Source organism: Shinella sp. GW821-FHT10F02, assembly GCF_058809275.1.
The window spans coordinates 482,074-508,585 of sequence record NZ_JBXASL010000002.1; the positions used below are offsets into that span (position 1 = coordinate 482,074).

Sequence of the window (26,512 nt, forward strand, 5' to 3'; positions counted from 1 at the left end):
CCGATGAGCGGGGAGATCGTGCTTTTCGACTACTGGCGCTCGTCTGCGAGCTACCGCGTGCGCATCGCGCTCGAAAACCTCGGTCTCGCCTATCGGCGCGAATCCGTCGATCTGCTCGACGGGAAACAGCGCTCGCCGGAGCACCGCGCCCGCAATCCGCAGGGCCTCGTGCCGGCGCTTGCGATCGATGGGCACATGCTGACGCAATCGCTGTCAATCATCGAATATCTTTCGGAGACGCGCCCCGAGGCGCGTTTCCTGCCCGCCGATCCGCTTGGACGGCAGCGGGTGCGGGCGATTTCCTATGCCATCGCCATGGAAATCCACGCCGTCTGCAACACCGGTGTCGTCGGCCATCTCATGACGCTGATCGAGGACGGGGAGGCGGTGCGCGCCGACTGGATGAAAAAATTCATCGGCGAAGGCCTCGCCGCCGTCGAAACCCTGCTCGACAATCCGGCGACCGGTGCCTTCTGCCATGGCGATACGCCCACCATGGCCGACTTCTGCCTCGTGCCGCAAGTCTACAACGCCGAACGCTGGGGCGCCGACATCAGCGCGCTTGAAAGAGTGCGCCGCATCACTGACAACTGCCGCGCCCTCCCGGCCTTCCAGGCGGCGCATCCGGACAAGGCAAAGCTGGGCTGAGCTTTCATTTGCGGGGGTCGGATGCTATATATACCTTCACAAGAGGAAGGATATACCATGCCGCTCTACGTGAAGGACCAGGAGGTCGACCGGCTTGCGGAAAAGCTGTCCACGCTGCGCAAGGTCAGCAAGACCGAGGCGGTGCGCCAGGCGCTGACGCACGAGCTGGAGCGGGCTGAAAACGAGCCGACGCTGGTGGAGAAGGCTATCGCGATGACGCGCGAGCTGAACAGGAAATACCCGCGTGTCGGCCCTGCGGCTGACAAAGCTTTCATCGACAGCTTGTACGAAGACTGATGTTCGTCGACGCTTCAGTTCTCGTCGCCATGATGACGAATGAGAGTGACGCCGGTATGCTTTCCGAGCGCTTGTCGACCGCCGTTTTGCGGCTGACGTCACCAATGGCACTTTGGGAGGCCTCTGTCGCCTACAGCCGCGTTTCCGGCGTCGAACCGAAGGCTGCCTTGCGTGAGGTGGAAGCCTATATTCGACCGCTTGAAATCGAGGTCATCGCGATCTCGCCGGCAGCGACCGCTGCCGCCGTCGAGGCTTACCAGCGCTACGGCAAAGGCCGCCATCCGGCCGGGCTCAATTTCGGCGACTGTTTCGCCTATGCTTGTGCAAGGCACCTCAACGTCCCGCTGCTCTACAAGGGCGACGACTTTTCGCAGACGGATATCGAAACCGCATGAGAGCCGCCCCGCCGAAGCGGGGCGATTCAAAGAATGTCAGGCAACGTCGCCCATGCAGACGTACTTCATCTCCAGATAGTCGTCAGCACCATGCGCGGAGCCTTCGCGGCCGAGGCCGGACTGCTTGATGCCCCCGAAGGGGGCGGCTTCGGAGGAGATGATGCCGGTGTTGACGCCGACCATGCCGTATTCCAGCGCTTCCGTCACCTGCCAGACCTTCTTCAGATCGCCGGCAAAGAAGTAGGCGGCAAGGCCGAATTCGGTGTCGTTCGCCTGGGCGATGACATCCTCGACCGTGTCGAAGCGGAAAAGAGGGGCGACCGGGCCAAAGGTTTCTTCCCGCGCGACCGTCATGCCACGCGCAACACCCTTCAGGACCGTCGGCTCGAAGAAGGTGCCCTTGCCCGCAACGCGCTTGCCGCCGGCAACCACCGTCGCGCCCTTCGACACGGCGTCGGCGATATGCGCCTCGACCTTCTCGATGGCGGCTTCCTCGATCAGCGGGCCGATCGTGATGCCCTTGTCAAAACCGTTGCCGACGGAAAGTTCGGCGACCTTCTTCGCGAGCTTCTCGGCAAAAGCGTCATAGACGTTCGACTGCACGTAGATGCGGTTGGCGCAGACGCAGGTCTGGCCGGCATTGCGGTACTTCGAGGCCATGGCGCCTTCGACGGCGGCGTCGAGGTTCGCATCGTCGAAGACGATGAAGGGCGCGTTGCCGCCGAGTTCCAGGCTCACCTTCTTGATCTGGTCGGAGCACTGGCGCATCAGGATGCGGCCGACTTCCGTCGAGCCAGTGAACGAGATTTTCCGGACCTTCGGATTGTAGCAAAGCTCCTTGCCGATCGCCGGGCCGTCCGTGCCGAGGATAACGTTGAAGACACCGGCCGGAAGGCCGGCCTTTTCGGCGAGCACCGCAAGGGCAATTGCCGAAAGTGGCGTCTGCTCGGCGGGCTTGGAGACGACCGTGCAGCCGACGGCAAGCGCCGGGGCAACCTTGCGGGCGATCATCGCGGCCGGGAAATTCCAAGGCGTGATCGTGCCGACGACGCCGACCGGCTGCTTGATGACCAGCATGCGCTTGTCGATGGAAGGTGCGGGGATCGTCTCGCCGTTGATGCGCTTGGCCTCTTCCGCATACCATTCGACATAGGAGGCGGCGTAGAGGATTTCGCCCTTGGCTTCTGGCAGCGGCTTGCCCATTTCGGCAGTCAGGATGGCGGCCAGCTCGTCCGCATTGGCAACGATCAGATCGAACCATTTGCGCAGCAGCACGCTGCGGTCCTTGGCCGGACGGGCGGCCCAGACCTGCTGCGCCTTATAGGCGGCGTCGATTGCCGCAGATGTCTCGGTCGCGCCCATTTCGGGCAGCGTCGCGAGTTTTTCGCCGGTCGCAGGGTTGAAGACGTCGAAGGTCTCGGCGCCGTTGCCGCCGATCCAGTTGCCGTTGACATATCCTGCATCGCGCAGGAAGTCGGTCGACTTCAGGTGCTTCGTGAGCGCATCGTAGAAGGCCATGATTTCGTTCCTTTCGGACGTGGAAGGTCGTTCACCCGGAGCATGTGCTCCGGGTGTTCCTTGGGAGGATGTTTTTCAGTTTTTAGCGTCGCCGATCAGGCTGCGCGGGCTTCGACCATTGCCGCTTCGAGGATGTCGAGCGCTTCGGCAAAAACCTCGTCCTGGATGGTGATCGGCGCCAGGAAGCGGATGACGTTGCCATGCACGCCGCAGGTGAGCAGGATCAGGCCCTTTTCGAGGGCTTTCAGGCGCACCTTGTTGGCGAAGTCGGCGCTCGGAAGCTTGGTCGAAACGTCGTTGAACTCAACGGCATTCATGAAGCCCGGGCCGCGGATGTCGACGATTTCCGGAACCTTGTCCTGCAGGGAAGCGAGGCGCTGCTTCAGGCGGGCGCCGAGGTTTTCGGCGCGATTGCAGAGGTCCTCATCCTTGATGACGTCGAGCACGGCATGGGCCGCTGCAACGCCGATCGGGCTACCGGCATAGGTGCCGCCGAGGCCGCCCGGACCGGGTGCATCCATGATTTCCGCACGGCCAGTGACGGCTGCGATCGGGAAGCCGCCGCCGAGGCCCTTGGCCATCGTCGTGATGTCGGCCACCACACCGTAATGCTCCATGGCGAAGAGCTTGCCGGTACGCGCAAAGCCGGTCTGCACTTCGTCGGCGATCAAGAGGATGCCGTGCTGGTCGCAGATCTCGCGCAGCGCCTTCATGAAGGCGACCGGGACCGGATAGAAGCCGCCTTCGCCCTGCACCGGCTCGATGATGATCGCGGCAACGCGGTTCGGATCGACGTCGGCGGCAAACAGCTTCTTCAGCACGCCGAGCGACTGCTCGACGGTCGTGCCGTGCATCTCGACCGGGAAGGGCGCGTGGAAGACGTCGGCCGGCATGGCGCCGAAGCCGACCTTGTAGGGCACGACCTTACCGGTCAGCGCCATGCCCATGAAGGTACGGCCGTGGAAACCGCCGGAAAAGGCGATGACGGCTTGGCGGCCGGTGGCGGCGCGGGCAATCTTCACGGCATTTTCAACGGCTTCGGCACCGGTGGTGACGAAGATCGTCTTCTTGGCGAAGTTGCCGGGGGTGATGGCGTTCAGACGCTCGGCAAGCTCGACGTAGTTTTCGTAAGGCACGACCTGGTGGCAGGTGTGGGTGAAGCGGTCGAGCTGGTTCTTGACGGCCTCGATGACGCGCGGATGGCGGTGGCCGGTGTTGACGACGGCGATGCCGGCGGCGAAATCGATATAGCGATTGCCTTCCTTGTCCCAGATCTCCGCATTCTCCGCACGGTCAGCGTAGATCTGCGTGGTCATGCCGACACCGCGCGAAATGGCGGCGTTCTTGCGGTCTGTGAGGGGCGTTGCGGTCATGGCGCTATCCTGGGTCTGGAGGCTTCAATTAATAACTTGCATTTTTTCTGCAAGCCTTGAGTGGAATTCCTACATTTTTTCTGCAAGAATGCAACGGTCATTTTAAGACGGGAATGCGACGGATTTTCAGGGGCGCGAAGTCGGGCGCTGTCCGCCGGGAATGCTATAAGAAACTATAACCAGAATCAGGGATTGGCGCGATGGGTTCGGAAGAACCGGTGCACTACAAGGTGGCGGAGGCCGCGCGGCTTGCCGGCGTTTCCGCGTCCACGCTCAGGCTTTGGGAAACCCAGGGGCTCGTCGTGCCGGGGCGCTCGGAGACCGGCCACCGGCAATATAGCGGCGACGACGTCGCCCGGCTGAAGCGCATCGCCTGGTACAGGACCGAGCGCGGCCTGAACCCCGCCGCCATTCGCGAGGCGCTGGAAGCGGAGGAACCCGCCGGCGAAACTACGGTTTCCGAAGGCGACGCACCGCAGGGTGTCGGCCGCAAGCTGCGCAGCCTGCGCCATGCCACGGGCAAGACGCTGGAGCAGGTCGCCGGCGATATCGGCATTGCGACCTCGGTGCTCTCAACCTTCGAACGCACCTCGCAGGGCGTGACGTTCCGCGTGCTGCACGATCTCGCGGCCTATTACGACACGACGGTCTCGAAACTCTCCGGCGAAGAGGAAGAGGCCAACCGCTCGGTCGTGCGGGCAGGGGAGTGGAAGTTCTGGCCGGAAACCTCGCCGGGCGTCACCGTGCAGGTGCTGGCGGACGGGCGCAACATGATGGATTGCCACCGTTTCGTGCTCGCCCCCGGCGCCTCCAGCGACGGCGCCTATAAACATGAGGGCGAGGAATTCGTGCACGTTCTCTCCGGTTGCATCGAGATGGTGCTCGACGGCCACGAGTTCCACGACCTCGGCCCCGGCGACAGTCTCTATTTCGAAAGCTGCCGCCGCCACGCCTGGCGCAACCGCCATGACGGCGAGACGGTCCTGATATGGATCAACACCCCGCCGACCTTCTAGACCGCGCTGCTGCGCGCGAACTCGCTCGGCGGGCAGCCGACCTTGCGACTGAAGGCCGTGCTGAAGGCGCTGGCGGAGCGGTAGCCGATCCGCTCGGCGATCTCCTCCAGCGTTCCCTGGCGATGGCGCAGCGCATCCTTGGCGATCGCCATGCGCCAGCGCAGCAGATATTCGACCGGCGCAAGCCCGACGGCCTCGGAAAAGCGCCGCGCGAAGGCCGAGCGCGACATGCCCGCCTTCTGCGCCAGTTCGGCGATCGTCCAGTCCCGGGAAACATCGGCGTGAATATCGGCGAGTGCCCGGGCGAGCTGCGGATCGGCGAGGCCGCGCAGCATGCCGGGATGCGGCAGCGTCGCCGCCTCGCGCCGCAGCGTCTCGATCAGCAGAACCTCGATCAGCCGGGACAGGATGAGATCGCTGCCCGGTCCCGCCAGCGCCGCCTCGCCGCGGATGAGGCTGACGAGCGTGCCGAGCCGCGCGCCGACACCGTCCTCGGCCGAGACATGTACGAGCCGCGGCATCATCTCCGCCAGCAGATCCGCATTGGTCGGATCGCACAGGATGACGCCGCCGAGGACACGCGTCGCGTCGCCCCGACGCGCGTCGCCGATATGAATCTCGCCGTCGACCATGTGCCGCGCCTTGAAACCATCATCGGAAAGCACGGTCTTCTGCCCGGGCGCGCTGGAGAATATATCCATCACCGGCCTAGCCGAAAGAATGAAGTCACCCGCCCCGACCTGGAGGGCAGCACCGCCGTCCGCTCGGAACCAGCATTGGCCGGCCGTGATGAAATAGAGCATCGGCCCCGGCTGCGGCGGCACCTGCACGCCCCATGTGCCATGCGCCACCATGCTGCCCATCAGCACGGTTTTCGGGCGCAGCAATTGCACGACATCGGTGAAAGCATCCATTTTGCACGATCCATAACGTGGGTTTGGTTGACTATATCATCTGGACGATCAGTAACGCAAAATGGACTTTGAATTATTCAACATCTCCCACCAACCGATATCATCGGATCATTCAGACAGGAGATACAGATGACAAACACGGTTTTGATCACCGGAACCTCGTCCGGCTACGGCAGGGCAACCGCGGAACTCTTCCTCGAACGGGGATGGAACGTCGTCGCCACGATGCGCACCCCGAAAGCCGGCCTTATCGAAGGCCCGGCCAAACGGCTGAAGATCGTCCCGCTCGACATCACCCGCCCCGAGACGATCCGTACCGCGATCGACGCAGCCGTCGCGGCCTTCGGATCCATCGACGTGTGGATCAACAATGCCGGCATCGGCATGGCGTCTGCGATAGAAGCGACGCCGGACAGCGCGATCCGCGAACTTTTCGAAACCAATACGTTCGGCGTGTTCAATGCGTGCCGGGAAGTGATTCCGCAGATGCGCAAGCAAGGCAATGGCGTCATCATCAACGTCACCTCCAGCGTCACGATCGGCGTCATGCCGCTGGTCGCGGCCTATGCCGCCAGCAAGTTCGCCGTCGAGGGTTTTACCGAATCGCTCTCCTACGAACTGGAGCAATTCGGCATCCGGATGCGACTGGTCGAACCCGGCTATGCGCCGACGACCAGTTTCACCGCAAATGGCGGCCCGCGCATGCAGGGCCTGATCCCGGAGGATTACGGCGCCTTCGCCCAGGCCGCATTCGCGCGGATGGCCGACTATCCGACGGCCTATTGCACGGAGGCGGAAGTCGCCGAAGCTGCCTATGCCGCCGCAACCGACGAAGGCAATCGGCTGCGCTATCCGGCCGGTGCCGACACAAAGATGCTCGCCGCCCTGCGCTGGTCGACCTCCGAGGACCATTATCGCGATCGCATGCGCGCAATGTTCGCGCCCGCGTAGCCCGCCGCAGTGTAATCCGGACCTCTCCCGAGAGGTCCGGATTGCCGTTCCAGGCGCCTCCACTGTATTCCACTAAAACAGTAGAAAATATTTTCCGCCTTGCTTCGATATCAGAGAGCGAAAGTTCCCATACGGCCTGCCCAATAAACCGCCATTCGTTGTCCACAAAAGCGGCATTTGCGATTTTAGGGGTAGAAACAACGTTGTTTCGCAGTCGATCCTCCCCATCGCGAAAGCAGGCCAGCATGTCCAAAATCAGCAAGAAACTCCTCGAAAGCGCGCTTTTCTCCCGCCGCTCCGCCCTTGCGGCGCTCGCGGTGGCAGCCGTCGCCGTCTCCACGTTCTCTATCGCCGCGCCCGCCTTCGCCGAAGACAAGAAGGACCTGAAGGTCGGCATCATTTCCGGTGAGGACGAGGATGTCTGGCGCGTCGTCGTTGCCGAGGCGGCCAAAAAGGGCCTGACCATCGAAACGGTCGTCTTCAACGACTATACGCAGCCGAACGAGGCGCTTGCCCGCGGCGAGATCGACGCCAACGCCTTCCAGCACCTGCCCTATCTGGAAAACCAGATCCAGCAGCACAGCTACAAGATCGTGCCCGTCGGCTATACCGCGGTCTGGCCGATCGGCCTCTATTCCAAGAAGCACACCAAGGTCGCGGAACTGCCGGATGGCGCCGTCGTCGGCGTGCCGAACGATCCGTCGAACGAGGGCCGGGCGCTGCGCGTGCTGCAGAACGAAGGCCTGATCAAGCTGAAGGACGGCACCGGCATTCTCGCCACCATCGCCGACATTTCGGAAAACCCGAAGAAGCTTGAGATCAAGGAACTCGACGCCGGCATCGTCGGCCGCTCGGTCGATGACCTGGATGCGGCGATCGTCAACACCGACTGGGCGCTGAAAAGCGGCCTCACTCCGGAAAACCGCATCGCGCAGGAGCCGGTCGCCGACAATCCGTACCGCAACTTCATCGCCGTTCGCGAGGAATCCAAGGACGAGCCCTGGGTCAAGCCGCTGGTCGAGGCCTATCAGAACGACGTCGTGAAGGCCGAGTTCGACCGCGTCTACAAGGGCACGGGCATCAGCGCCTACTAAGGCATTCGACAACCAGCAGAGACAGCCCGCGATGCGCTCAGCCGCCGCGGGCTGTCTTTCCGTTTCCGGAAGGGAACCGCGCATGAACAAACATGTGACAGGCAAGCCGGCGCAGGATGCGGCCAGCGAAGAAGATGTCATCCGCCTGTCGGACGTCCGACGCCGTTTTGGCGCGACGCCGGCGCTGGACGGCATTTCGCTCGATGTGCGCCGCGGCGAGATCCTCGGCATCATCGGCCGCAGCGGCGCCGGCAAGTCGACGCTGATCCGCTGCCTCAATGGCCTGGAACGGCCGGACAGCGGGACGATCGAGATCGAGGGCCGCGAGATTACCGGCCTCAGCGAGGCCGAGCTTCAGCCGCTGCGCCGCCGCATCGGCATGATCTTCCAGCATTTCAACCTGCTCTCGGCCAAGACGGTGGAGGACAATGTCGCGCTGCCCTTGAAGATCGAGGGCTGGACCAAGGCCAAACGCCTCGCGCAGGCCGCCGAACTGCTCGACCTTGTCGGCCTAACCGGCAAGGCGAAGGCCTATCCCTCGGAACTCTCCGGCGGCCAGAAGCAGCGCGTCGGCATTGCCCGCGCGCTTGCGGCAAGCCCGGCGCTGCTGCTCTCCGACGAGGCGACCTCCGCGCTCGACCCGGAAACGACGCGCTCGATCCTGGCGCTGCTCAAGGACATCAACCGCAAGCTCGGCCTCACCATCCTCCTCATCACCCACGAGATGGAAGTGGTGCGAAACATCGCCGACCGCGTCACCGTGCTCGATGCCGGCCGCATCGTGGAGGAAGGCCCCGTCTGGCAGGTGTTTTCACGGCCGCAGGCGGAGACGACGAAGAGCCTGCTCAGCGGCATCCGTCCGCAACTGCCCGCCCATATCGCGCAAAGCCTCACGGCCGATATCGCAGGCGAGGCCATTCTCAGCCTCGACATTGCCGGCCCCGCCGCCACCGGTCCGCTGTTCCAGAAGCTGTCGGACGAATTTCCGGGCGGCTACCGCCTGGTCCATGGCGGCGTCGATCATATCCAGGAACAGGCCGTCGGCCGCTTCTTCATCGCGGTGCCGGCAGATGCCGCCGCGCGCCTCGTTTCGTTTGCAGAGCGCCTCGGCGCACAGGTGGAGGTCCTCGGCCATGTCGCCGATCATGCTTGAGCTTCTCGTCCGCTCGCTGTGGGAAACGGTCGTGATGACGGCCGCCTCCGGCGTCATCTCCCTTGCCTTCGGCCTGCCGCTCGGCCTGGCGCTGGTGGCGACCGCGCGCGGCGGGATTGCGGAAAACCTCTGGACCAACCGTCTGCTCGGCGCCATCGTCAACGGCTTCCGCTCCGTGCCCTTCATCATCCTGCTCGTGGCGCTCATCCCCGTCACGCGCCTCATCGTCGGCACGTCGATCGGCACCTGGGCAGCGATCGTGCCGCTGTCGATCGCTGCGACACCCTATTATGCACGCATCGCCGAAGTGTCGCTGCGCGAGGTCGACCGCGGGCTGATCGAGGCCGTGCGCGCCATGGGCGGCAACCGCTGGACGATCGTGCGCGAGGTGCTGATCCCCGAGGCGCTGCCGGGCATCGTCGCGGGCTTCACCGTGACGCTCGTGACGCTGATCGGCGCCTCCGCCATGGCGGGCGCGATCGGTGCCGGCGGTCTCGGCGACCTCGCGATCCGCTATGGCTACCAGCGCTTCGAAACGACGGTCATGGTGGCGGTCGTCGCGGTGCTGATCGTGCTCGTCTGCGGCATCCAGTGGCTCGGCGACCGGCTCGTCGCGCGCCTCGATCATCGCGGCTGAGAAACCTCAAAAAGGCATCGGGCGCGCTTGCCGCCCGATGCTTCGCATCATCGCCATGATGCAAAGAATTTTTATGGATTTTGAAGAGTTTAGCAGCGGTTTCCTTACCATTTCGCGTTGTGTCGAGCATGCTTCCGGACAGATCTGGTTTGCGAAGGAAGGCCGCCGCCATGCCGTCACTCGATATCCCCGTCGACACGCTGATCCTGCCGGGCCTCAACGGGTCCGCGAGCGACCATTGGCAGCGTCACTGGGCGCGCGACAATCCCGAAAGCCGGGTCGTCGAGCAGTTCGACTGGAACTGCCCGGACCGCCAGAGCTGGCTTGTGCAGCTCGAACGGCAGGTCGACATGATCGGCAAGGACATCTGGCTCGTCGGCCACAGCCTCGGCTGCGTGCTGGCGGCGCAGTTCGCCGAAAGCCCGCTTGCCGCGCGCATCCGCGGCGCGCTGCTCGTCGCCCCCTGCGACCTCGACACGACGGAAACCCTGCACCCTTGCGTGGTCCGGTTCGGCGCCATGCCGGCAAAGCGCCTGCCGTTTCCCTCGCTCGTCGTCGGCAGCCTGGACGATCCCTATATGCCGGTCGACCGGTTGCGCCAGAGCGCCAAGGCCTGGGGCAGCGATCTCGTCGATATCGGCAATGCCGGCCACATCAACATCGCGAGCGGCTTCGGCCGCTGGACAGCGGGTTACGATTTCCTGGAGCTTCTGAAGGCGCGGGCGGAGCGCGATCCCTTCGCCGCAACGCAGGACGGCCGCCTGTTCACGGCGGCCGTCGCAAGCATGGGGCTGGCGCTCAACTGAGCGCCGGCATCGCTTTCAGCGGTGCGAGGCCCAGGGCACCAGGCGGCGCTCGATCAGCCGCGCGATGAATTCCAGCAGGATGGCGATCAACGCGATGACGATGATGCCGGCAATCACGATGTCGGTGACGAGGAATTGCGCCGCCGACTGGATCATGAAGCCGATGCCGCTCGTCGCCGCCACCAGTTCCGCCGCGACCAGCGTCGTCCAGCCCGCACCGAGCGCGATGCGGATGCCGGTGAGGATCGACGGCACGGCGCTCGGCAGCACCACTTCCGTCAGCACCTGCCGCTTGCTGGCGCCGAGCGAGCGAGCCGCGTTGACATGGTCCTTCGAGACCCCGCGCACGCCCGCTGAGGTCGACAGGATGATCGAGGGCAGCATGGAAAGCGCGATCACCGTGATCTTCGACGCCTCGCCGATGCCGACCCAGATGATGACGAGCGGCAGGTAGGCGAGCGGCGGCAGCGGACGCAGGAATTCGACGATCGGATCGAGGATGCCGCGGCCGACGCGGCTCGTGCCGATGGCAATGCCGGCCGGAATGCCGATCAGGATCGACGCAATGAGCGCGCCAAAAATGCGGTAGAGGCTGGCGCCGACATGCTCGGCCAGCGTCGAATCGACGAAGCCGGTCACGACGAGGTTATAGAGAGCGATGACGACCTGCCGCGGCGAGGGGAGGAAGACGGGCGAGACCAGCGCATAGGCGGAGGCCAGGCCCCACAGCCCGATGATCGCAACGACGGTGATGGTCGAAATGACGGCGATCGGGACAGGGCGCGATGCACGGGGGAGGGCGTCCTCCGTGGTGGTCTCGACCGGCTGCGGCAGGGCTTCGATATCGGTGGAGAGCGTCATGCGGCCAACTCCTCGTCAGTGGTGGACTGGATGAGGCCGTTGAGCCCGGCATGCATACGCTTGAAGAGCGGCGAGGCCTTGACGGTGGCGACCGGCGTACCGTTCAGCACCTCCGCATTGAAGCCGGCCTCGATTTCCGCCGTCAGGCGCCCCGGATTGGGCGACAGCACGACGACGCGCGTACCGAGCAGCAGCGCCTCCTCGATCGAATGGGTGATGAGCAGCGCGCCAGCACCGCTTTCCGCCTTGATGCGCAGCAGGAAGGCCTGCATGCGCGTGCGGGTCAGCGCATCGAGCGCGCCGAGCGGCTCGTCGAGCAGCAGGAAGCGCGGCTCGGCGGCAAGCGCCCGGGCAATGCCCACACGCTGGCGCATGCCGCCGGAAAGCTCCCAGATGCGCCGGTCGCCGGCATCCGCAAGCCCGACGCGTTCGAGAAGCTGCTGGGCCTTCTCGCGCCGTTCGGCGAGCGGAACGCCCTTGAGCTTGAAGGGAAGCGCGATGTTGTCGCGCGCGTCGAGCCAAGGGTAGAGCGCGTCGTCCTGGAAGACCACCGCTCGGTCGGCATTCGGCCCCTTGATGGGCACGCCGTCGACGGTGATGGAGCCGGAGGTCGGTTCCAGAAACCCGGCGGCGAGGTTGAGCAGGCTCGTCTTGCCGGAGCCGGAACGCCCGATGATGGCGACCAGCTCGTCCGAGGCGACCTGCAGGTTGATGCCGTCGAGGACGAGTTTTTCAGCGGCGCCGCCCCGTCCCGCCCTTGGCGGATAACGCAGCGAAACGTTGCGGAATGTCAGGATGCTCATGGAACCTCCGGGAGTGTCTTGGCCTATCTGTCGGCGATGGCCCGGCAGCGCTTTCACGCCGCCGGGCCACCTCCGCCGCAGGATTTGTCGCCGGTCAGTAGGACAGCTTCGTCGCGTCCGTGACCCAGCGCGTGGAGATGTAAGGCTTGTAGTCGGAGAGCGCCGACGGGATCTTGCCCTGTTCCAGCAGGAAGGCGGAGGTATCGGCCACGGCCTTCACCGTGCCGCCACCGAGCAGCGCCTCGCCGGCCTGTTCTTCCAGCGTCGGGAAGACGTAGCCCTTGAGGAGCGCGGGAACCTCGTCCTGCTTGGCGCCGGTCAGCCGCGCGATCTTCTCGGCTTCCGGCGAGGTGGCGTTCCAGGCGTCCGGATTGGCGCGATAGGCGGCGGTCGCATCGCCCGTCACCTTCACGAAGGCCGTCACGACGTCCGGATGCTCTTCGGCAAACTTCTTGCTGACGATCCAGGCGTCGAAGGTCGGGCCGCCCCAATCGGCGACATCCTTCGAGGTCGCAAGCACCGTGCCGCTCTTTTTGAGCTGCGCCAGAACCGGATCCCAGACATAGGCGCCGTCGATATCGCCGCGTTCCCAGGCGGCCGCGATTTCCGGCGGACGCAGGTTGAGGATCTCGACCGACTTCGGATCGACCTTCCAGTGCTTCAGCGCCGTCAGCAGGCTGTAATGGGCGGTGGAGACGAAGGGCGTGGCGATCTTCTTGCCGACGAGATCTTCCGGCTTCTCGATCGACTTCACGGCGAGCGCTTCCGCCTCGCTGATCAGGCCGACGATGTAGATCAGCTCGATCGGCAGTTCGCGGCTGGAGGCGGCGGCCAGCGGCGAGGAGCCGACATAGCCGATATCGAGCGAGCCGGAGGCGATCGCCGCGATCACGTCGGCGCCGCCGTCGAATTTCTGCCAGTTGATCTTGGCGCCGGTCACCTTCTCATAGGTGCCGTCGGCCTGGGGCACGCGGGACGGCTCGACGATCGGCTGGTAGCCGATGTTGAGCGTCACCTCTTGCGCAAAGGCGGTGCCGAACGACGCGGCCATGGCAAGGGCGGCGGTCGCGGCAAGCAGGGTTCTGCGGTTGATGGTCATGGTCCTCTCCTCAAATTGCCGTTGCCGCGGTCTGCCGCGGGCCGGTAATTCAGGCTATCCATTCCATAAATTTAGTAGAGAAATATTTGCCTCAATTTGCCGGCCTTGCCGCAATTGGTTTTGCGTTTTTCTGCGGTTCGGGTGGAACGGCGCGCCTGGTGCAAAATTGATGGCGAGCAGAAGAAATACCGATTGTCGCGAAAAATGATGCGAAATGGGCACGCCGGGGCCAAAAATCGGCATAAGGGGTTGACGGAGAATGCCAATTTCCATGGCGTTATGCTCATAAATAAATTATATTGTTTTTATATGTTTTTCGCACTCCGGTGCCAAGAATGAGCCAGAATCACCCGTCAAAGGTGAGCCGATCGATCTTCCCGAGGACGACGGATGGAAACAGCGGGACGCGGCGTGCGCGTCCGCGCTGCCGGGCATATCCGGGTAATGCACATATGCTGATGGAAAGCAGGCTGAAATGCTGACGAAAAAGGGAAAATACGGACTGAAGGCCTTGGTGGACCTCGCACGGCTGGCGCCGGGCCAAACCGCTTTCGTCAGCGAGATCGCGCTTCGAAACAACATTCCGAAAAAGTTCCTCGACACGATTCTCTTGGAACTGCGCAATGCCGGCATGCTGCGCTCCAAGAAAGGGCCAGGCGGCGGCTATTCGCTCTCCCATCCGGCCTCGGAAATCCGAATCGGCCACGCCATCCGCGTGCTCGACGGACCGTTGGCGCCCATCCGCTGCGCAAGCCGCACCGCCTATGAGGCTTGCGAGGATTGTGCCGATCCGGAAACCTGTCAGGTCCGCCGCGCCATGACCGACGTGCGCGACGCCATCGCCGCCATTCTCGACACTATGACGCTCGAACAGTTCGTCGCCGTGCCGGGCGCTGCCGCGATGATCGACGACGAAGAGCTGGAAAAGCGGGTCGGCTGAAGCCACGCCCGCAAACCGGCGAAAAACCCTAGTTTTCTTCATCCTGCGGGTTGCGGTGTGCTTCGCGGCGCAGCCGGCCGCTTTGCCTGAGCGCCTCGACGAGATTCGCCGGCAGGCCCTCCTGCTGCGCACCGCCGCCTGCCGCTCGAAGATGATCGGCAGCTTCCTGCGCCACGGTACGGGCCGCGGTGGCGGCCAGGAAGGCGTTCGTCCTGTGCTGGTCGGCAATCCCGATCTGCGCCGCGTCTATGGCGCGACCCGCCTCGGCGACCATGGCCTGCGCGGCGGCGAGGCGGGCGGAAAGCAGGCCGGCCTCGAAAACATCGCCATCCGCCTTGTCCAGCACACGGCCGAGTGCCCGCTGGCCGGCGCCCAATTGCCTTGCGGCCCCCAAGAGCAGGCTGAGGGAATGCGGCACCGCAACCTCGCCGGGCGCATGCAGCAGGGCATCGCCATCGACCAGCACGTCCTTGAACAGCACATGTTCGGCCGATTGCGGTGCGCCGTTTGCCGGCTCGCAATTGTTGGCGACATAGTGCAGGCCGTCGATACGCGTCGGCAGCAGCAGGCTTGCGGCCTTGCCTCCGTCGTTGCGGGTCGGCACCAGCAGCCAGTCGGCGTGGCGGGTGCACGGCGTACAGAGCGCTTCACCGCTGAGCCGCCAGGCAAGGCCGCTTGCGGCGAGCGGCAGTGTTTCGGCCTCCTCGCCATTGCGCCGCGGGACGGCGCGGGCAAGCCGCGCGCCGGAAAGGGCAGCGGAGAAAACCCCGCTGCGCTGGCCGTCCGTGCCGTGGCTGCGAAGCTCTTCGAGCACGACGAAATGGGCGGCAAGGATCTCGCCCAGCGTGGCGGATTGCGCCGACGCCACGGCGCAGACATCCGCCAGCACCGTATTGGAAACGTCGATGCCGCCATACTCCGTCGGCACGGAAATGCCGAACAGGCCCGAACGGGACAGAAGGTCCAGGCGGGCTTCCGCCGTTGCCAGCGTGCCGCCCGCGGCGGCACTGAAAATGCCGGCAATCGTGCCGACGACGGTCAGCGCCTCGTCCTCGGTGCTGATGACGGCGGCGGTTCGCGTTGGGCGGTCGAGTGCTGACGAGATCATACCCATGTCGTCTCTCCTTGCGGATGCCGTTTCAGGCGCACAGGCTTAACCGGGGCAAAAAGATCACATTCTATAGAGATTGTATAGATTGATTTTACGCCACCCGATCGATGAAACCGCCATAACGCTACCACGAAAAAGCGGCGATCGCCTCGCGAAAAACCCTCGGCTTTTTCTTGAGAAGCCGCACTGCGCGGCTGGTGGGGCCCTCAACCCGCCGTTTGCGCCAGCTTGCGGGCGACTTCGTAGAAGGCGTTGACGAGCTTGCCGTTGCTGCGCTCGCGCAGGCAGATGAGCGCCTCGTCCATCAGCATTTCCGGCGCATCGATGCGGATCGGGACAAGCCGGTTGTCCTGGCCGAATTCGGCGGAAGAGACAAAACCGACCCCGCCGCCTGCCGCGACGATCTCGCGAACCGCCTCGCGCCCCTCCGCCTCGATGAGCGGCGTCAGCGTGACGCCACATTGCGCCGCCATCGCTTCCAGCTTCTGACGGGTCTTGGAGCCCCGCTCGCGAAAGACCAGGGGGTGCTTGGCGAGTTCGGCAAGCGTGATCTCCGTCTGGCCGGCGAGGGGATAATCGCGGCTGGCAAAGGCGATGATCGGCGTCGAATTGAGCTTCAGGATCTCGAAGTCGCTGGATTGCGGGATCTCGCCGAGAACGCCGATATCCGCCTCATAGGCATGCAGGCTGGTGATGACCGTCTCGGTATTGCCGGCGTCGATCGAGACCTGCACGGTCGGATAGGCGCGGCGGAAGGCGGCGAGGATGTGCAGCAGATGGTGGGCGGCGTCCGCGACGATCCGCAGCTTGCCAGCCCGGAGCGCCCGCGATTCCGACAAAAGATCGAGCGCCTGCTGCTCCACGTCGAACATGCGGCGGGTGACTTCCAGAAGCTGCTGGCCGGCCTGGGTGAGCGTCACCTGCTTCTTGTTGCGGTTGAAGAGCAGGACGTCGTATTCCTCCTCCAGCTTGCGCACCTGGTCGGAAATGGCCGGTTGGGTGAGGAAGAGCGCTTCGGCCGCACGCGAAAAGCCGCCGTGGATGGCCACGTTATGGAAAGCGCGAAGCTGGACATAGCGCATGGAGCCGTCTTTCGATCGATCAAGGTGATGCAATCATCAGACCGAACGATTCCTCTTATGTAAAGGGCAAAAGGCGCATCCAGCTTTAGCCGCCTGCATCATCATAAGCTGAATCTATATTTTCATACAAAAGAACGATTTTACATATATGTCTGCCCGCCTCATTGTCGCTCCAGAGACGCCAATGCGAGGACGGACCATGCCAAACACCGCTTCTGACAGAACCATCGCGCCGCTGGAAACGCCAAGGCTCGGCGAACCCTATCTCCTGACGCCCGGCCCGTTGACGACAGCCTATTCGGTCAAGGAAGCGATGCTGCGGGACTGGGGCTCGTGGGATGCCGATTTCCGCGCCATGACGGCGGACCTGCGCCGCCAGCTTCTTGACATCGCCGGCGATACGGCCGGCGAGTTCGATTGCGTACCCATGCAGGGCAGCGGCTCATTTTCGGTCGAGGCGATGCTCGGCAGCTTCGTTCCCCGCGACGGCAAGGTGCTGGTGCTGAGCAATGGCGCCTATGGCAAGCGCATCGCCCAGACGCTCGCCTATCTCGGCCGCGACCATCTGACGATCGACAAGGGCGACTACATGCCGCCGCGCGGCCCCGAAGTCGTTGCCGCGCTGGATGCCGACCCGGCCATCAGCCATGTCGTCGTCGTGCATTGCGAGACGAGCTCGGGCATCCTCAACCCGCTCAAGGAAATCTCCGACGCCGTCTATTCCCGCGGCCGCAAGCTGATCGTCGATTCGATGAGCGCCTTCGGCGCCGTGCCCGCCGGCATCGCCGACTTCCGCTACGAGGCGATCGTCTCCTCCGCCAACAAGTGCATCGAGGGCGTGCCGGGCTTCGGCTTCGTCATCGCCCGCAAGAACGAGCTGGAAGCCGCCAAGGGCCGCAGCCATTCGCTGAGCCTCGATATCCACGCCCAGTGGGACTACATGAACAAGACCGGCCAGTGGCGCTTCACGCCGCCGACCCATGTGGTCGCCGCCTTTCTGGAGGCGCTGCGCCTGCATCGCGAAGAAGGCGGCGTTGCCGCCCGCGGCGCCCGCTATGCCCGCAACCGCGATGTCATGGTAGCCGGCATGCGCGAGGCCGGCTTCGAGACGCTGCTCGCCGACCGCTGGCTGTCGCCGATCATCGTCACCTTCTTCAGCCCGGCCCATCCGGCCTTCGCCTTCGACCGCTTCTACGCGCTGATGAAGGACAAGGGCTTCATCATCTATCCCGGCAAGCTGACGGTCGTCGACAGTTTCCGCGTCGGCTGCATCGGCCGCATGGACGAACATGTCATGCGCCGCGTGGTGGATGCCGCCCGCTCCTCCCTTGCCGAAATGGGCGTCGACAATGCCGCGCCCCCGGCCATTGCACTTGAAGAACGCAGCCGCCTCGCGGCCTGAATAAGGATGGAATTTCCGATGAACCAGATGTCCAAGCTCACCGTCACCGCCAACCGGCGCACCTATCCCTGGCCGAATGTTCCGGCCATCGCCATCTGCCTCGACGGCTGCGAGCCGGCCTATCTCGACGAGGCCATCAAGGCGGGCCTGATGCCGACGCTCGCCCGCATCCGCAAGACGGGAACCGAGCGTACCGCGCTCAGCGTCATCCCGAGCTTCACCAACCCGAACAACCTGTCGATCGCCACCGGCCGCCCGCCGTCGATCCACGGCATCTGCGGCAACTATCTCTATGAGCCGGCGACCGGCAAGGAAGTGATGATGAACGACCCGCGGTTCCTCCGCGCACCGACCGTCTTCAAGGCCTTCTACGATGCCGGCGCCAAGGTCGCCGTCGTGACGGCGAAGGACAAGCTGCGGGCACTGCTCGGCCATGGCCTGAAGTTCGATGAGGGCAGGGCGATCTGCTTTTCCTCGGAAAAGTCCGACACGACGACCAAGGCGGAACACGGCATCGACAATGCTTCGGCCTGGCTCGGCCGGCCGGTGCCGGAGGTCTATTCCGCGGAACTCTCCGAGTTTGTCTTTGCGGCCGGCGTGAAGCTCCTCAAGGAATTCCGCCCGGACGTCATGTACCTGACGACGACGGACTATGTGCAGCACAAATATGCCCCCGGCGTGCCGCAGGCGAATGCCTTCTACGAGATGTTCGACAAGTACCTGACCGAACTCGACGCGCTGGGTGCCGCTATTATCGTCACCGCCGACCATGGCATGAAGCCGAAGCACAAGGCCGATGGCTCGCCGGACGTGATCTATGTGCAGGACCTGCTTGACCAATGGCTCGGCAAGGATGCCGCCCGCGTCATCCTGCCGATCACCGATCCCTATGTCGTGCATCATGGCGCGCTCGGCTCCTTCGCCACTGCCTACCTGCCGGAAGGCACGGACAAGGAGGAGATCATCGAGCGGCTGAAGGCGATCGAGGGCATCGACGTCGTGCTGTCGCGCCCGGAAGCCTGCGTGCGCTTCGAACTGCCGGACGACCGCATCGGCGACATTGTGCTCGTCTCCTCCGAGAACAAGACGCTCGGCACCAGCGAGCACCGGCATGATCTTGCCGCACTCAACGAGCCGCTGCGCTCCCATGGCGGCCTCACCGAGCAGGAAGTGCCCTTCATCGCCAACCGCACGCTGCCGGAGCTTCTTTCCGCCGGCACGCTGCGCAACTTCGATGCCTTCTACTACGCGCTCGTCGCAGCCGCGCAGCCGGCGCAATAAGGAGCGGATGATGACCAAGGTCGAAACGACATTCGCGATCCGCCACGAACCGATGCGGATCGCCGGCAAGAAGGTCGACACGGAGGGCGTGGTCGAGGTGCACTATCCCTGGAACGATGCCGTCATAGGCACCGTTCCGGCAGGCAATGCGGAGCATGCCCGCAAGGCCTTCGAGATCGCCGCCGCCTACCAGCCGAAGCTGACGCGCTATGAGCGCCAGCGCATCCTGCTCAAGGCGGCCGACCTGCTGGTCGCCCGCAAGGAGGAGGTGTCCGATCTCATCACGCTGGAGCTCGGCATTTCCAAGCAGGACTCGCTCTACGAGGTCGGCCGCGCCTTCGATGTCTTCACGCTCTCAGGGCAGATGTGCATCCACGACGATGGCGAGATTTTCTCCTGCGACCTCACCCCGCACGGCAAGGCGCGCAAGATCTTCACCACCCGCGAGCCGCTGACCGCCATTTCGGCGATCACCCCCTTCAACCACCCACTCAACATGGTGGCGCACAAGGTGGCGCCGGCCATCGCCACCAACAATTGCGTAGTCCTGAAGCCGACGGAACTGACGCCGATGACGGCGCTGGTGCTGGCGGATATTCTCTATGAGGCCGGCCTGCCGCCGGAAATGCTCTCCGTCGTCACCGGCTGGCCGGGCGATATCGGCATGGAGATGATCACCAACCCGAATTTCGACCTCATCACCTTCACCGGCAGCGTGCCGGTGGGAAAACTGATCGCCGCGCACGCCCACTACAAGCGCCAGATCCTCGAACTCGGCGGCAACGACCCGCTGATCATCCTCAACGACCTGTCGGACGACGATCTCGCCAGAGCCGCCGACCTGGCTGTCGCAGGGGCCACGAAAAATTCCGGCCAGCGCTGCACGGCCGTCAAACGCATCCTCTGCCAGGAGCGCGTCGCCGATCGTTTCGTGCCATTGGCGCTGGAGCGGGCGAAGAAGCTCCGGTTCGGCGATCCGATGGATCGCACGACGGATCTCGGCACGGTCGTGCATGCCAAGGCCGCGGAAGTCTTCGAGCGCCGCGTGCACAAGGCCGCGGAGGAGGGGGCGGAGATCCTCTACAATCCGGGCCGGCAGGGTGCCTTGCTGCCGCCGATCGTCATCGACCGCGTCTCGCATTCGAGCGAACTCGTGATGGAGGAAACCTTCGCGCCGATCATCCCGATCGTCCGCGCGCCGGATGACGACGATGCGCTGATCGCGCTTTCCAACTCCACGGCCTTCGGCCTCTCCTCCGGTGTCTGCACCAACGATTTCCGCCGCATGCAGAAATACATAGCGGGGCTCAAGGTCGGCACGGTGAACATCTGGGAAGTGCCCGGCTACCGCATCGAGATGTCCCCCTTCGGCGGCATCAAGGATTCCGGAAACGGCTACAAGGAAGGTGTCATCGAGGCGATGAAGAGCTTTACCAACGTCAAGACGTTTTCCCTGCCCTGGTGATCTAGGCAAACCCCTGCGGGATCACCCTTTCTGGGAGCTGCCTTCGCGCGGCTCCCTTTTTTTCGTTGCTGAAAAGGCCTGTTTTCGCGCGCGAAACCTATAGATTTTACCTTCCGAACGATAAGAATAATAAATTTTACTTACCGAAAACCCCTGCGCAGAATGCCTCTCGAAGCCGATCATCAAAGGGCGACAACTAGATCACCCGCCGCGCTTCCCCGGTTTTTCCAGGCCTTCAGAGGAGATTTTCAATCATGAACAGACGCATGCTTTTTCTGCTTGCCGGCGCCATGTCCGCCGTGCTTCCGACCATTGCCTTCGCCCAGAGCGAACTCACCGTCTACACCGCCGTCGAGGCCGTCGATCTCGACCGCTACAAGGCGACCTTCGAGAAGGCGCATCCCGACATCACGATCAACTGGGTGCGCGATTCCACCGGCGTCATGACGGCGAAGCTGCTCGCCGAAAAGGACAATCCGCAGGCCGACGTCGTCTGGGGGCTGGCTGCGACATCGCTGCTTCTCCTCAAGACCGAGGGCATGCTGGAAGGCTATGCGCCGAAGGGCGTCGAGGCGCTCGACAAGAAATTCGTCGACAAGGACAACCCGCCGAGCTGGGTCGGCATGGACGCCTATGTCGCGGCCCTCTGCTACAATACGGTTGAGGGCGAAAAGCTTGGCCTCAAGGCGCCGACGAGCTGGGAAGACCTGACGAAGCCGGAATACAAGGGCCATATCGTCATGCCGAACCCGGCCTCCTCCGGCACCGGCTTCCTCGACGTCTCGGGCTGGGTGCAGATGTGGGGCGAGGAGAAGGCCTGGTCCTTCATGGACAAGCTGCACGAAAACATCTCGGCCTATACCCATTCCGGCTCGAAACCCTGCAAGATGGCGGGTGCTGGCGAAGCGGTGATCGGCGTGTCCTTCGAGTTCCCCGGCGCCAAGGCGAAAAGCGCCGGCGCGCCGATCGACATCATCTTCCCGTCCGAAGGTTCGGGCTGGGAAGCCGAGGCGACGGCGATCATCGCCGGCACGGCGAACCTCGAGGCCGCCAAGACCCTGGTCGACTGGTCCGTCACCAAGGAAGCCAACGAGATGTACAATGTCGGTTACGCCGTTGTCGCCTATCCGGGCGTCGCCAAGGCGGTCGAACACCTGCCGTCCGACATCGCCTCCAAGATGATCGAGAACGACTTCGAATGGGCCGCGAACAACCGCGCCACCATCCTGAAGGAATGGCAGAAGCGCTACGACGCCAAGTCGGAGCCGAAGAGCTGATATCGATCGGCAGGGCGGGGCGCCAAGCGCTCCGCCCTTCGCATTCTCGAAACGTGCCTGACAGCCAGCGGAGCTTGCAGATGAGACATGCCATGTCGATCGAACCGACACCCACGAGCATTCACCGCGCGCCCGGAGAGGCGGCTTCCTATCTGGAAATCTCCGATCTCTGGAAGAGCTACGGTGATTTCGTAGCCCTACGCGACATTTCGCTCAGCATCGCCAAGGGCGAGTTCGTCTGTTTCCTCGGCCCCTCCGGCTGCGGCAAGACGACCCTGCTCCGGGCCATTGCCGGCCTCGACCTCCAGTCCCACGGGAAAATCCTGCAGGGTGGCCGCAACATTTCGAGCCTGCCGGCCTCCAGCCGCGATTACGGCATCGTCTTCCAGTCCTACGCGCTGTTCCCGAACCTGACGATCGAGCAGAATATCGCCTTCGGCCTGGAAAACACCGGCCGCTCCCGGGCGGAGATCACCGCGCGCGTCGCGGAACTCTTGGAAACGGTCGGCCTGTCGGCGCATGGCAAAAAATATCCTGCCCAGCTTTCCGGCGGCCAGCAGCAGCGCATCGCGCTTGCCCGCGCCATCGCCATTTCCCCCGGCCTGCTGTTGCTCGACGAGCCCCTTTCGGCGCTCGATGCCAAGGTGCGCGTGCACCTGCGCCACGAGATCAAGTCGCTGCAACGCAAGCTCGGCGTCACGACCATCATGGTGACGCACGACCAGGAAGAAGCGCTCGCCATGGCCGACCGCATCGTGGTCATGAATCACGGCGTCATCGAGCAGGTCGGCTCGCCGACCGAAATCTACCGCCATCCGAAAACCCTGTTCGTTGCCGATTTTATCGGCGAGACCAACCAGTTTCCCGCAAAGGTCCTGCACGATGGCCAGGTCGAGATCGGCCATTCGGCCTTCTGCTGTCTGACGGAGGATTTCGCGACGGGTGACACCGCAACAGCCGTCGTGCGCCCGGTCGATATCATCCCGCATGGCGCCTATGCCCATGCCGTCAATGCCGTCGACCGGCCGACGACGCCGCAGAACCTCATCGATGCCGAAGTGCGGGAGATGGAATTCCTCGGCATGTTCTGGCGCACGCGGCTGACGGCACCGCGGCTCGGCGAGCGCACGCTTGTCGCCGATTTCTCCGTCAATGCGGTGCGCCGGCTGCAGATCGAGACGGGCGGCGTCATCCAGGTGGAGATCCCGCAAGACCGCCTGCTGCTCTTTCCGAGGGGGGCGTGACGATGACACTTGCACTCGACTTCGCCCCGCCCGGTAAGCGCGTCCGGCAGGAATCCTCGCGCGACGACCGCATCAAGCTCGGCTTCATGGCCGTCATCGGGCTCTACCTGATCATCGCCCTTGGCGCGCCGCTCGCCGTCATGCTATCGAAATCGCTATCGACCTACCGCTTCGATCTCACGGCCTTCCAATTCCAGGTGAGCGACGAAACGGGCGCCAACTGGGGGCCGATCGTCACCGCGGAGGCGCTCAACCAACAGCTTGGCGCCGTCACGCAGGAGGAGCTCGACAGCAGCTCCGACGGCCGGCTCGCCGCCACGAAATTCTTCCCGGATTTCAGCTTCCGCAGCTCCGTCCATTACCGCATCCGCGGCACGACCGCCGATACGGCCTTCCTCGCGGGCTCCACGCTGGAGAAGGGCACGCAATGGCGGGAATACGATTCCGGCACGTTCCGGCGCGTCGTGCTCCGGCCGGCAAGCAGCCTCGGCCTTGAAAACTTCAAGACCTATTTCTCGACGCCGGCCCTTGCCCGTTCCATCTACAATTCGGTGCTGATGGCGGCGATCAGCACGGTGGTGACGATCTCCATCGCCTTCGCGCTCGCCTATGGGTTGACGCGAAGCTGCATGCCGCTGAAAGGCCTGTTCCGCGGCATCCTGACGATCCCGATCCTCGTGCCGTCGCTGCTGCCGGGCATCGCGCTCGTCTATCTCTTCGGCAACCAGGGTGTCTTCAAGGACTGGCTGATGGGCTACTCCATCTATGGTCCCATCGGCATCGTCATCGGCTCGGTCTTCTTCACCCTGCCGCATGCCTTCCTGATCATCCTGACCGCGCTCTCCGTCGCCGACGCACGGCATTACGAGGCCGCCGCCTCGCTGAAAGCCAGCAAATGGCGCACCTTCACCACCGTCACCGTGCCGGGCGCGCGCTACGGCCTCGTCTCGGCCGCCTTCGTCGTCTTCACGCTGGTCATCACCGATTTCGGCCTGCCCAAGGTGATCGGCGGGCAATATGGCATGCTCGCGGTCGATATCTACAAGCAGGTAATCGGCCAGCAGAATTTCGAAATGGGGGCCGTCGTCTCCGTTATCCTGCTCGTTCCGGCAATCCTCGCCTTCGCCGTCGATCGCCGCATGCAGAAGCGCCAGGTGGCGCTGCTCTCGGCGCGCGCCGTGCCCTATTCGCCGAAGCCCAACGCCCGGCTGGACGCGATCTGCTTTGCCTTCGCCTGCCTCGTCAGCCTGTTCATCCTCGGCATGATCGCCATGTGCCAGATCGCGGCGCTGGTGAAATTCTGGCCCTATGACCTGACGCTGACGACGAAGAATTTCGCCTTCGACCTGATGGATGGCGGCGGCTGGGCGGCCTATGGCAATTCCATCCAGCTCGCCCTCCTGACGGCGCTGTTCGGCTCGCTCGTCGTCTTCGCCGGCGCCTATATGGTGGAAAAGGCGGATGGTTTCCGCCTCGGCCGCGGCATCTTCCATTTCCTGGCGATGATGCCGATGGCCGTGCCGGGCATGGTGCTGGGCCTTGCCTATATCTTCTTCTTCAACAATCCGGCCAATCCGCTCAACGCCATCTACGGCACGATGACGATCCTCGTCGTCTCAACGGTCACGCACTTCTACACCGTCGCACACCTGACGGCGCTGACCGCGCTGAAGCAGATGGATCCGGAATTCGAATCCGTCGCAGCCTCCCTCAAGCAGCCCTTCCACCGGCTGTTCTTCCGGGTCACCGTGCCCGTCTGCCTGCCGGCGATCCTTAACATCGCGATCTATCTCTTCGTCAATGCGATGACGACGGTCTCGGCGGTCGTCTTCCTCTACGCCACGGATACGAAGCTCGCCTCCGTCGCCGTGCTCAACATGGACGATGCCGGCGATATCGCCCCGGCAGCGGCCATGGGCATGATGATCTTCTACACGAATGTCGCCGCCAAGTTCATCCACGCGCTGATCGCGCGCGGCCTGCTGGCCCGCACCCAGGCCTGGCGATAGCCAAGGCCCACGCCGGGTGCGAGAGCGCACCCGGCGCCCTCCCATTCACGCCACGCGTCGCTCCGGCCGGTCGAGCCGGCGCCGTTCCATTTCCGCCATCCGCGTCTGCTGCGGCGTGCAGCCATAATGCTCCCGATAGGTGCGCGAGAAATGCGAGGCAGTGGAAAAGCCGCAAGCCATGGCGATCTCGATGACGGGCAGCGACGAATTCTGCAGCAGCAGGTGCGCCCGCTCCAGCCGCATATCGAGATAATAGCGCGCCGGCGACCGCCCCATTTCGCGACGGAACAGGCGCTCCATCTTGCGGCGGGAGAGGCCGGTTGCCGGCGACATCTCCGCGAGCTTCAACGGCTCGGACAGGTTCGCCTCCATCTGCTCAATGACGGCGATCAGCACTGCATTGTCGATGCCGAGGCGGGCCTGGAGCGGTAGCCGCTGGCGCTCGCCGGCCGGCCGCACGCGCTCGCACAGCGCCATTTCGCAGATGCGGTTGGCGATATCCTGCCCCAGATCGGCCTCGACGATGCCGAGCATCATGTCGAACGGCGCATTGCCGCCGGCACAGGTGAAGAGATCGCCGTCGATCTCGAACGCCGTCTGGCGGGCATCGACCGCGGCAAACCGTTCGGAGAAATCCGGAAAATGCTCCCAGTGCACGGCCGAACGGCGCCCATCGAGCACGCCGGCCCGCGCCAGGCTGTAAAGCCCGCCGGCAAGGCCTGCGAGCGGAACCCGGCAGCGCCGGCAGAGCCGCAGCCAGCCTTCGAGTGCCCGGTCGGACGGCGGCACGGCGCGTCCGCCACAGATGACGACGCGCGGATGCCCGGCCTGGTGCAGACGGTCGCGCGCCTCGGCGAGTGAACCGTCGGCCGCAAGGCGCGTGCCACAGCACGATTGGACCGGCCCGCCATCCGCGGTGACGATCCGCCAGTCATAGACCGCGCGGCCGGCTGCTTCATTGGCGAGGCGCAGCGCTTCGGTCGCTGCGGAAAAGGCATGCAGCGCAAAACCATCGAGCAGATAGAAGGTGAAGCTGCCGGTCTGTGCATAGGCCTGTTGCATCGTTTTCCTCCCAATGCGGTGTGGGCGAAGAATGCAAATAATAATTACATTTTGCAACATGTTTGGACATAGAG

26 protein-coding genes are annotated in these 26,512 nt (G+C 64.0%); 16 read left to right on the forward strand and 10 right to left on the reverse strand.

Features of this window, described 5'->3' with window-relative positions; translation table 11 throughout:
• The first annotated feature begins 3 nt into the window (after positions 1-3).
• From maiA to AC1RWL_RS08120, 3 genes are read left to right on the forward strand one after another with little or no spacing between them, the layout of a single operon-like run.
• Positions 4-648 (forward strand): maleylacetoacetate isomerase, encoded by a 645-nt coding sequence (maiA, locus tag AC1RWL_RS08110; RefSeq protein ID WP_493094200.1) that lies wholly within the window; start codon positions 4-6, stop codon positions 646-648.
• A gap of 57 nt (positions 649-705) precedes the next feature.
• Positions 706-945, forward strand: a complete 240-nt coding sequence (locus tag AC1RWL_RS08115; protein ID WP_493094201.1) for a type II toxin-antitoxin system VapB family antitoxin — start codon at positions 706-708, stop codon at positions 943-945.
• Complete coding sequence (locus AC1RWL_RS08120; protein ID WP_493094202.1) at positions 945-1,340, forward strand: type II toxin-antitoxin system VapC family toxin; 396 nt, start codon at positions 945-947, stop codon at positions 1,338-1,340. The genes AC1RWL_RS08115 and AC1RWL_RS08120 overlap by 1 nt, the downstream gene beginning before the upstream one ends.
• Before the next feature lie 36 nt (positions 1,341-1,376).
• On the opposite strand, the gene AC1RWL_RS08125 is transcribed toward AC1RWL_RS08120, so the two are convergent.
• Together AC1RWL_RS08125 and AC1RWL_RS08130 are read right to left on the reverse strand one after the other, a co-directional pair.
• Positions 1,377-2,858 carry an NAD-dependent succinate-semialdehyde dehydrogenase gene (locus AC1RWL_RS08125; protein ID WP_493094203.1) on the reverse strand — a complete coding sequence of 494 codons (1,482 nt, stop codon included), beginning with the start codon at positions 2,856-2,858 and terminating at the stop codon, positions 1,377-1,379.
• 95 nt (positions 2,859-2,953) lie between these two features.
• The gene (locus tag AC1RWL_RS08130) at positions 2,954-4,231 is read right to left on the reverse strand and encodes a 4-aminobutyrate--2-oxoglutarate transaminase (protein WP_256116299.1); all 1,278 of its coding nucleotides are present in this window, start codon (positions 4,229-4,231) and stop codon (positions 2,954-2,956) included.
• A gap of 200 nt (positions 4,232-4,431) precedes the next feature.
• On the opposite strand from AC1RWL_RS08130, the gene AC1RWL_RS08135 reads away from it, so the two are divergent.
• Positions 4,432-5,247 carry a MerR family transcriptional regulator gene (locus AC1RWL_RS08135; RefSeq protein WP_493094204.1) on the forward strand — a complete coding sequence of 272 codons (816 nt, stop codon included), beginning with the start codon at positions 4,432-4,434 and terminating at the stop codon, positions 5,245-5,247.
• On the opposite strand, the gene AC1RWL_RS08140 is transcribed toward AC1RWL_RS08135, so the two are convergent.
• Positions 5,244-6,161, reverse strand: a complete 918-nt coding sequence (locus tag AC1RWL_RS08140) for an AraC family transcriptional regulator (RefSeq protein ID WP_493094205.1) — start codon at positions 6,159-6,161, stop codon at positions 5,244-5,246. The two genes, AC1RWL_RS08135 and AC1RWL_RS08140, sit on opposite strands and share 4 nt — an antisense overlap.
• A gap of 129 nt (positions 6,162-6,290) precedes the next feature.
• On the opposite strand from AC1RWL_RS08140, the gene AC1RWL_RS08145 reads away from it, so the two are divergent.
• The 5 genes from AC1RWL_RS08145 (at position 6,291) to AC1RWL_RS08165 (ending at position 10,802) form a co-directional block, all read left to right on the forward strand.
• The gene (locus AC1RWL_RS08145; protein ID WP_493094206.1) at positions 6,291-7,112 is read left to right on the forward strand and encodes an SDR family oxidoreductase; all 822 of its coding nucleotides are present in this window, start codon (positions 6,291-6,293) and stop codon (positions 7,110-7,112) included.
• Between the two features lie 245 nt (positions 7,113-7,357).
• A complete protein-coding gene (locus tag AC1RWL_RS08150; RefSeq protein ID WP_493094207.1) occupies positions 7,358-8,206 on the forward strand; it encodes a MetQ/NlpA family ABC transporter substrate-binding protein in 849 nt (282 codons plus the stop codon).
• Between the two features lie 82 nt (positions 8,207-8,288).
• Positions 8,289-9,359: a methionine ABC transporter ATP-binding protein gene (locus AC1RWL_RS08155; RefSeq protein ID WP_493094208.1), complete on the forward strand. Its 1,071-nt coding sequence runs from the start codon at positions 8,289-8,291 to the stop codon at positions 9,357-9,359.
• Positions 9,340-9,996: a methionine ABC transporter permease gene (locus AC1RWL_RS08160; RefSeq protein WP_256116293.1), complete on the forward strand. Its 657-nt coding sequence runs from the start codon at positions 9,340-9,342 to the stop codon at positions 9,994-9,996. Before AC1RWL_RS08155 ends, AC1RWL_RS08160 begins: the two co-directional genes overlap by 20 nt.
• Before the next feature lie 170 nt (positions 9,997-10,166).
• Complete coding sequence (locus tag AC1RWL_RS08165) at positions 10,167-10,802, forward strand: RBBP9/YdeN family alpha/beta hydrolase (RefSeq protein ID WP_493094209.1); 636 nt, start codon at positions 10,167-10,169, stop codon at positions 10,800-10,802.
• A gap of 15 nt (positions 10,803-10,817) precedes the next feature.
• On the opposite strand, the gene AC1RWL_RS08170 is transcribed toward AC1RWL_RS08165, so the two are convergent.
• The 4 genes from AC1RWL_RS08170 to AC1RWL_RS08185 all read right to left on the reverse strand — a co-directional run bounded on the left by AC1RWL_RS08170 (position 10,818) and on the right by AC1RWL_RS08185 (position 13,838).
• Positions 10,818-11,663, reverse strand: coding sequence for an ABC transporter permease subunit (locus tag AC1RWL_RS08170; protein ID WP_492647925.1), 846 nt, complete (start codon positions 11,661-11,663; stop codon positions 10,818-10,820).
• The gene (locus tag AC1RWL_RS08175) at positions 11,660-12,466 is read right to left on the reverse strand and encodes a taurine ABC transporter ATP-binding protein (RefSeq protein ID WP_256116290.1); all 807 of its coding nucleotides are present in this window, start codon (positions 12,464-12,466) and stop codon (positions 11,660-11,662) included. The genes AC1RWL_RS08170 and AC1RWL_RS08175 overlap by 4 nt, the downstream gene beginning before the upstream one ends.
• Before the next feature lie 94 nt (positions 12,467-12,560).
• On the reverse strand, positions 12,561-13,565 hold the full coding sequence (tauA, locus tag AC1RWL_RS08180) for a taurine ABC transporter substrate-binding protein (RefSeq protein WP_439615841.1): 1,005 nt from the start codon (positions 13,563-13,565) through the stop codon (positions 12,561-12,563).
• Positions 13,566-13,619: 54 nt separating this feature from the next.
• Positions 13,620-13,838 carry a hypothetical protein gene (locus AC1RWL_RS08185; RefSeq protein WP_493094210.1) on the reverse strand — a complete coding sequence of 73 codons (219 nt, stop codon included), beginning with the start codon at positions 13,836-13,838 and terminating at the stop codon, positions 13,620-13,622.
• 202 nt (positions 13,839-14,040) lie between these two features.
• Here AC1RWL_RS08185 and AC1RWL_RS08190 point away from each other — a divergent pair, with 202 nt between their 5' ends.
• On the forward strand, positions 14,041-14,505 hold the full coding sequence (locus AC1RWL_RS08190) for an RrF2 family transcriptional regulator (protein WP_256116288.1): 465 nt from the start codon (positions 14,041-14,043) through the stop codon (positions 14,503-14,505).
• Positions 14,506-14,533: 28 nt separating this feature from the next.
• Here AC1RWL_RS08190 and AC1RWL_RS08195 read toward each other — a convergent pair whose 3' ends face one another.
• Together AC1RWL_RS08195 and AC1RWL_RS08200 are read right to left on the reverse strand one after the other, a co-directional pair.
• Entirely contained in the window at positions 14,534-15,619 is a 1,086-nt protein-coding gene (locus tag AC1RWL_RS08195; RefSeq protein WP_493094211.1) for an acyl-CoA dehydrogenase family protein, read from the reverse strand.
• A gap of 203 nt (positions 15,620-15,822) precedes the next feature.
• Entirely contained in the window at positions 15,823-16,698 is an 876-nt protein-coding gene (locus AC1RWL_RS08200; RefSeq protein ID WP_493094212.1) for a LysR substrate-binding domain-containing protein, read from the reverse strand.
• Between the two features lie 199 nt (positions 16,699-16,897).
• On the opposite strand from AC1RWL_RS08200, the gene AC1RWL_RS08205 reads away from it, so the two are divergent.
• From AC1RWL_RS08205 to AC1RWL_RS08230, 6 genes are all read left to right on the forward strand, one after another.
• Positions 16,898-18,100, forward strand: a complete 1,203-nt coding sequence (locus AC1RWL_RS08205) for a 2-aminoethylphosphonate--pyruvate transaminase (RefSeq protein WP_493094213.1) — start codon at positions 16,898-16,900, stop codon at positions 18,098-18,100.
• 18 nt (positions 18,101-18,118) lie between these two features.
• Positions 18,119-19,381: a phosphonoacetate hydrolase gene (gene phnA, locus AC1RWL_RS08210; RefSeq protein WP_493094214.1), complete on the forward strand. Its 1,263-nt coding sequence runs from the start codon at positions 18,119-18,121 to the stop codon at positions 19,379-19,381.
• A gap of 10 nt (positions 19,382-19,391) precedes the next feature.
• Positions 19,392-20,846 carry a phosphonoacetaldehyde dehydrogenase gene (gene phnY / locus AC1RWL_RS08215; protein ID WP_493094215.1) on the forward strand — a complete coding sequence of 485 codons (1,455 nt, stop codon included), beginning with the start codon at positions 19,392-19,394 and terminating at the stop codon, positions 20,844-20,846.
• 266 nt (positions 20,847-21,112) lie between these two features.
• On the forward strand, positions 21,113-22,123 hold the full coding sequence (locus AC1RWL_RS08220; protein ID WP_439615914.1) for a putative 2-aminoethylphosphonate ABC transporter substrate-binding protein: 1,011 nt from the start codon (positions 21,113-21,115) through the stop codon (positions 22,121-22,123).
• A gap of 80 nt (positions 22,124-22,203) precedes the next feature.
• A complete protein-coding gene (locus AC1RWL_RS08225) occupies positions 22,204-23,367 on the forward strand; it encodes a putative 2-aminoethylphosphonate ABC transporter ATP-binding protein (protein ID WP_493094216.1) in 1,164 nt (387 codons plus the stop codon).
• Positions 23,368-23,369: 2 nt separating this feature from the next.
• Positions 23,370-25,376, forward strand: coding sequence for a putative 2-aminoethylphosphonate ABC transporter permease subunit (locus AC1RWL_RS08230; protein ID WP_493094472.1), 2,007 nt, complete (start codon positions 23,370-23,372; stop codon positions 25,374-25,376).
• Positions 25,377-25,421: 45 nt separating this feature from the next.
• Here the strand turns inward: AC1RWL_RS08230 and AC1RWL_RS08235 are convergent, their stop codons facing one another.
• Positions 25,422-26,438: a GlxA family transcriptional regulator gene (locus AC1RWL_RS08235; RefSeq protein ID WP_493094217.1), complete on the reverse strand. Its 1,017-nt coding sequence runs from the start codon at positions 26,436-26,438 to the stop codon at positions 25,422-25,424.
• Positions 26,439-26,512 lie beyond the last annotated feature (74 nt).

Coding starts and splice junctions, on each gene's coding strand:
- AC1RWL_RS08190 (WP_256116288.1), top strand. CDS start 14,041: ATGCTGACGAAAAAGGGAAAATACGGACTGAAGGCCTTGGTGGACCTC.
- phnA (WP_493094214.1), top strand. CDS start 18,119: ATGAACCAGATGTCCAAGCTCACCGTCACCGCCAACCGGCGCACCTAT.
- AC1RWL_RS08195 (WP_493094211.1), bottom strand. CDS start 15,619: ATGGGTATGATCTCGTCAGCACTCGACCGCCCAACGCGAACCGCCGCC.
- AC1RWL_RS08175 (WP_256116290.1), bottom strand. CDS start 12,466: ATGAGCATCCTGACATTCCGCAACGTTTCGCTGCGTTATCCGCCAAGG.
- AC1RWL_RS08220 (WP_439615914.1), top strand. CDS start 21,113: ATGCTTTTTCTGCTTGCCGGCGCCATGTCCGCCGTGCTTCCGACCATT.
- AC1RWL_RS08205 (WP_493094213.1), top strand. CDS start 16,898: ATGCCAAACACCGCTTCTGACAGAACCATCGCGCCGCTGGAAACGCCA.
- AC1RWL_RS08130 (WP_256116299.1), bottom strand. CDS start 4,231: ATGACCGCAACGCCCCTCACAGACCGCAAGAACGCCGCCATTTCGCGC.
- AC1RWL_RS08120 (WP_493094202.1), top strand. CDS start 945: ATGTTCGTCGACGCTTCAGTTCTCGTCGCCATGATGACGAATGAGAGT.
- AC1RWL_RS08115 (WP_493094201.1), top strand. CDS start 706: ATGCCGCTCTACGTGAAGGACCAGGAGGTCGACCGGCTTGCGGAAAAG.
- AC1RWL_RS08155 (WP_493094208.1), top strand. CDS start 8,289: ATGAACAAACATGTGACAGGCAAGCCGGCGCAGGATGCGGCCAGCGAA.
- AC1RWL_RS08225 (WP_493094216.1), top strand. CDS start 22,204: ATGAGACATGCCATGTCGATCGAACCGACACCCACGAGCATTCACCGC.
- AC1RWL_RS08230 (WP_493094472.1), top strand. CDS start 23,370: ATGACACTTGCACTCGACTTCGCCCCGCCCGGTAAGCGCGTCCGGCAG.
- AC1RWL_RS08135 (WP_493094204.1), top strand. CDS start 4,432: ATGGGTTCGGAAGAACCGGTGCACTACAAGGTGGCGGAGGCCGCGCGG.
- tauA (WP_439615841.1), bottom strand. CDS start 13,565: ATGACCATCAACCGCAGAACCCTGCTTGCCGCGACCGCCGCCCTTGCC.
- AC1RWL_RS08145 (WP_493094206.1), top strand. CDS start 6,291: ATGACAAACACGGTTTTGATCACCGGAACCTCGTCCGGCTACGGCAGG.
- maiA (WP_493094200.1), top strand. CDS start 4: ATGAGCGGGGAGATCGTGCTTTTCGACTACTGGCGCTCGTCTGCGAGC.
- AC1RWL_RS08200 (WP_493094212.1), bottom strand. CDS start 16,698: ATGCGCTATGTCCAGCTTCGCGCTTTCCATAACGTGGCCATCCACGGC.
- AC1RWL_RS08140 (WP_493094205.1), bottom strand. CDS start 6,161: ATGGATGCTTTCACCGATGTCGTGCAATTGCTGCGCCCGAAAACCGTG.
- AC1RWL_RS08160 (WP_256116293.1), top strand. CDS start 9,340: ATGTCGCCGATCATGCTTGAGCTTCTCGTCCGCTCGCTGTGGGAAACG.
- AC1RWL_RS08165 (WP_493094209.1), top strand. CDS start 10,167: ATGCCGTCACTCGATATCCCCGTCGACACGCTGATCCTGCCGGGCCTC.
- AC1RWL_RS08150 (WP_493094207.1), top strand. CDS start 7,358: ATGTCCAAAATCAGCAAGAAACTCCTCGAAAGCGCGCTTTTCTCCCGC.
- AC1RWL_RS08170 (WP_492647925.1), bottom strand. CDS start 11,663: ATGACGCTCTCCACCGATATCGAAGCCCTGCCGCAGCCGGTCGAGACC.
- AC1RWL_RS08235 (WP_493094217.1), bottom strand. CDS start 26,438: ATGCAACAGGCCTATGCACAGACCGGCAGCTTCACCTTCTATCTGCTC.
- AC1RWL_RS08185 (WP_493094210.1), bottom strand. CDS start 13,838: ATGGAAATTGGCATTCTCCGTCAACCCCTTATGCCGATTTTTGGCCCC.
- phnY (WP_493094215.1), top strand. CDS start 19,392: ATGACCAAGGTCGAAACGACATTCGCGATCCGCCACGAACCGATGCGG.
- AC1RWL_RS08125 (WP_493094203.1), bottom strand. CDS start 2,858: ATGGCCTTCTACGATGCGCTCACGAAGCACCTGAAGTCGACCGACTTC.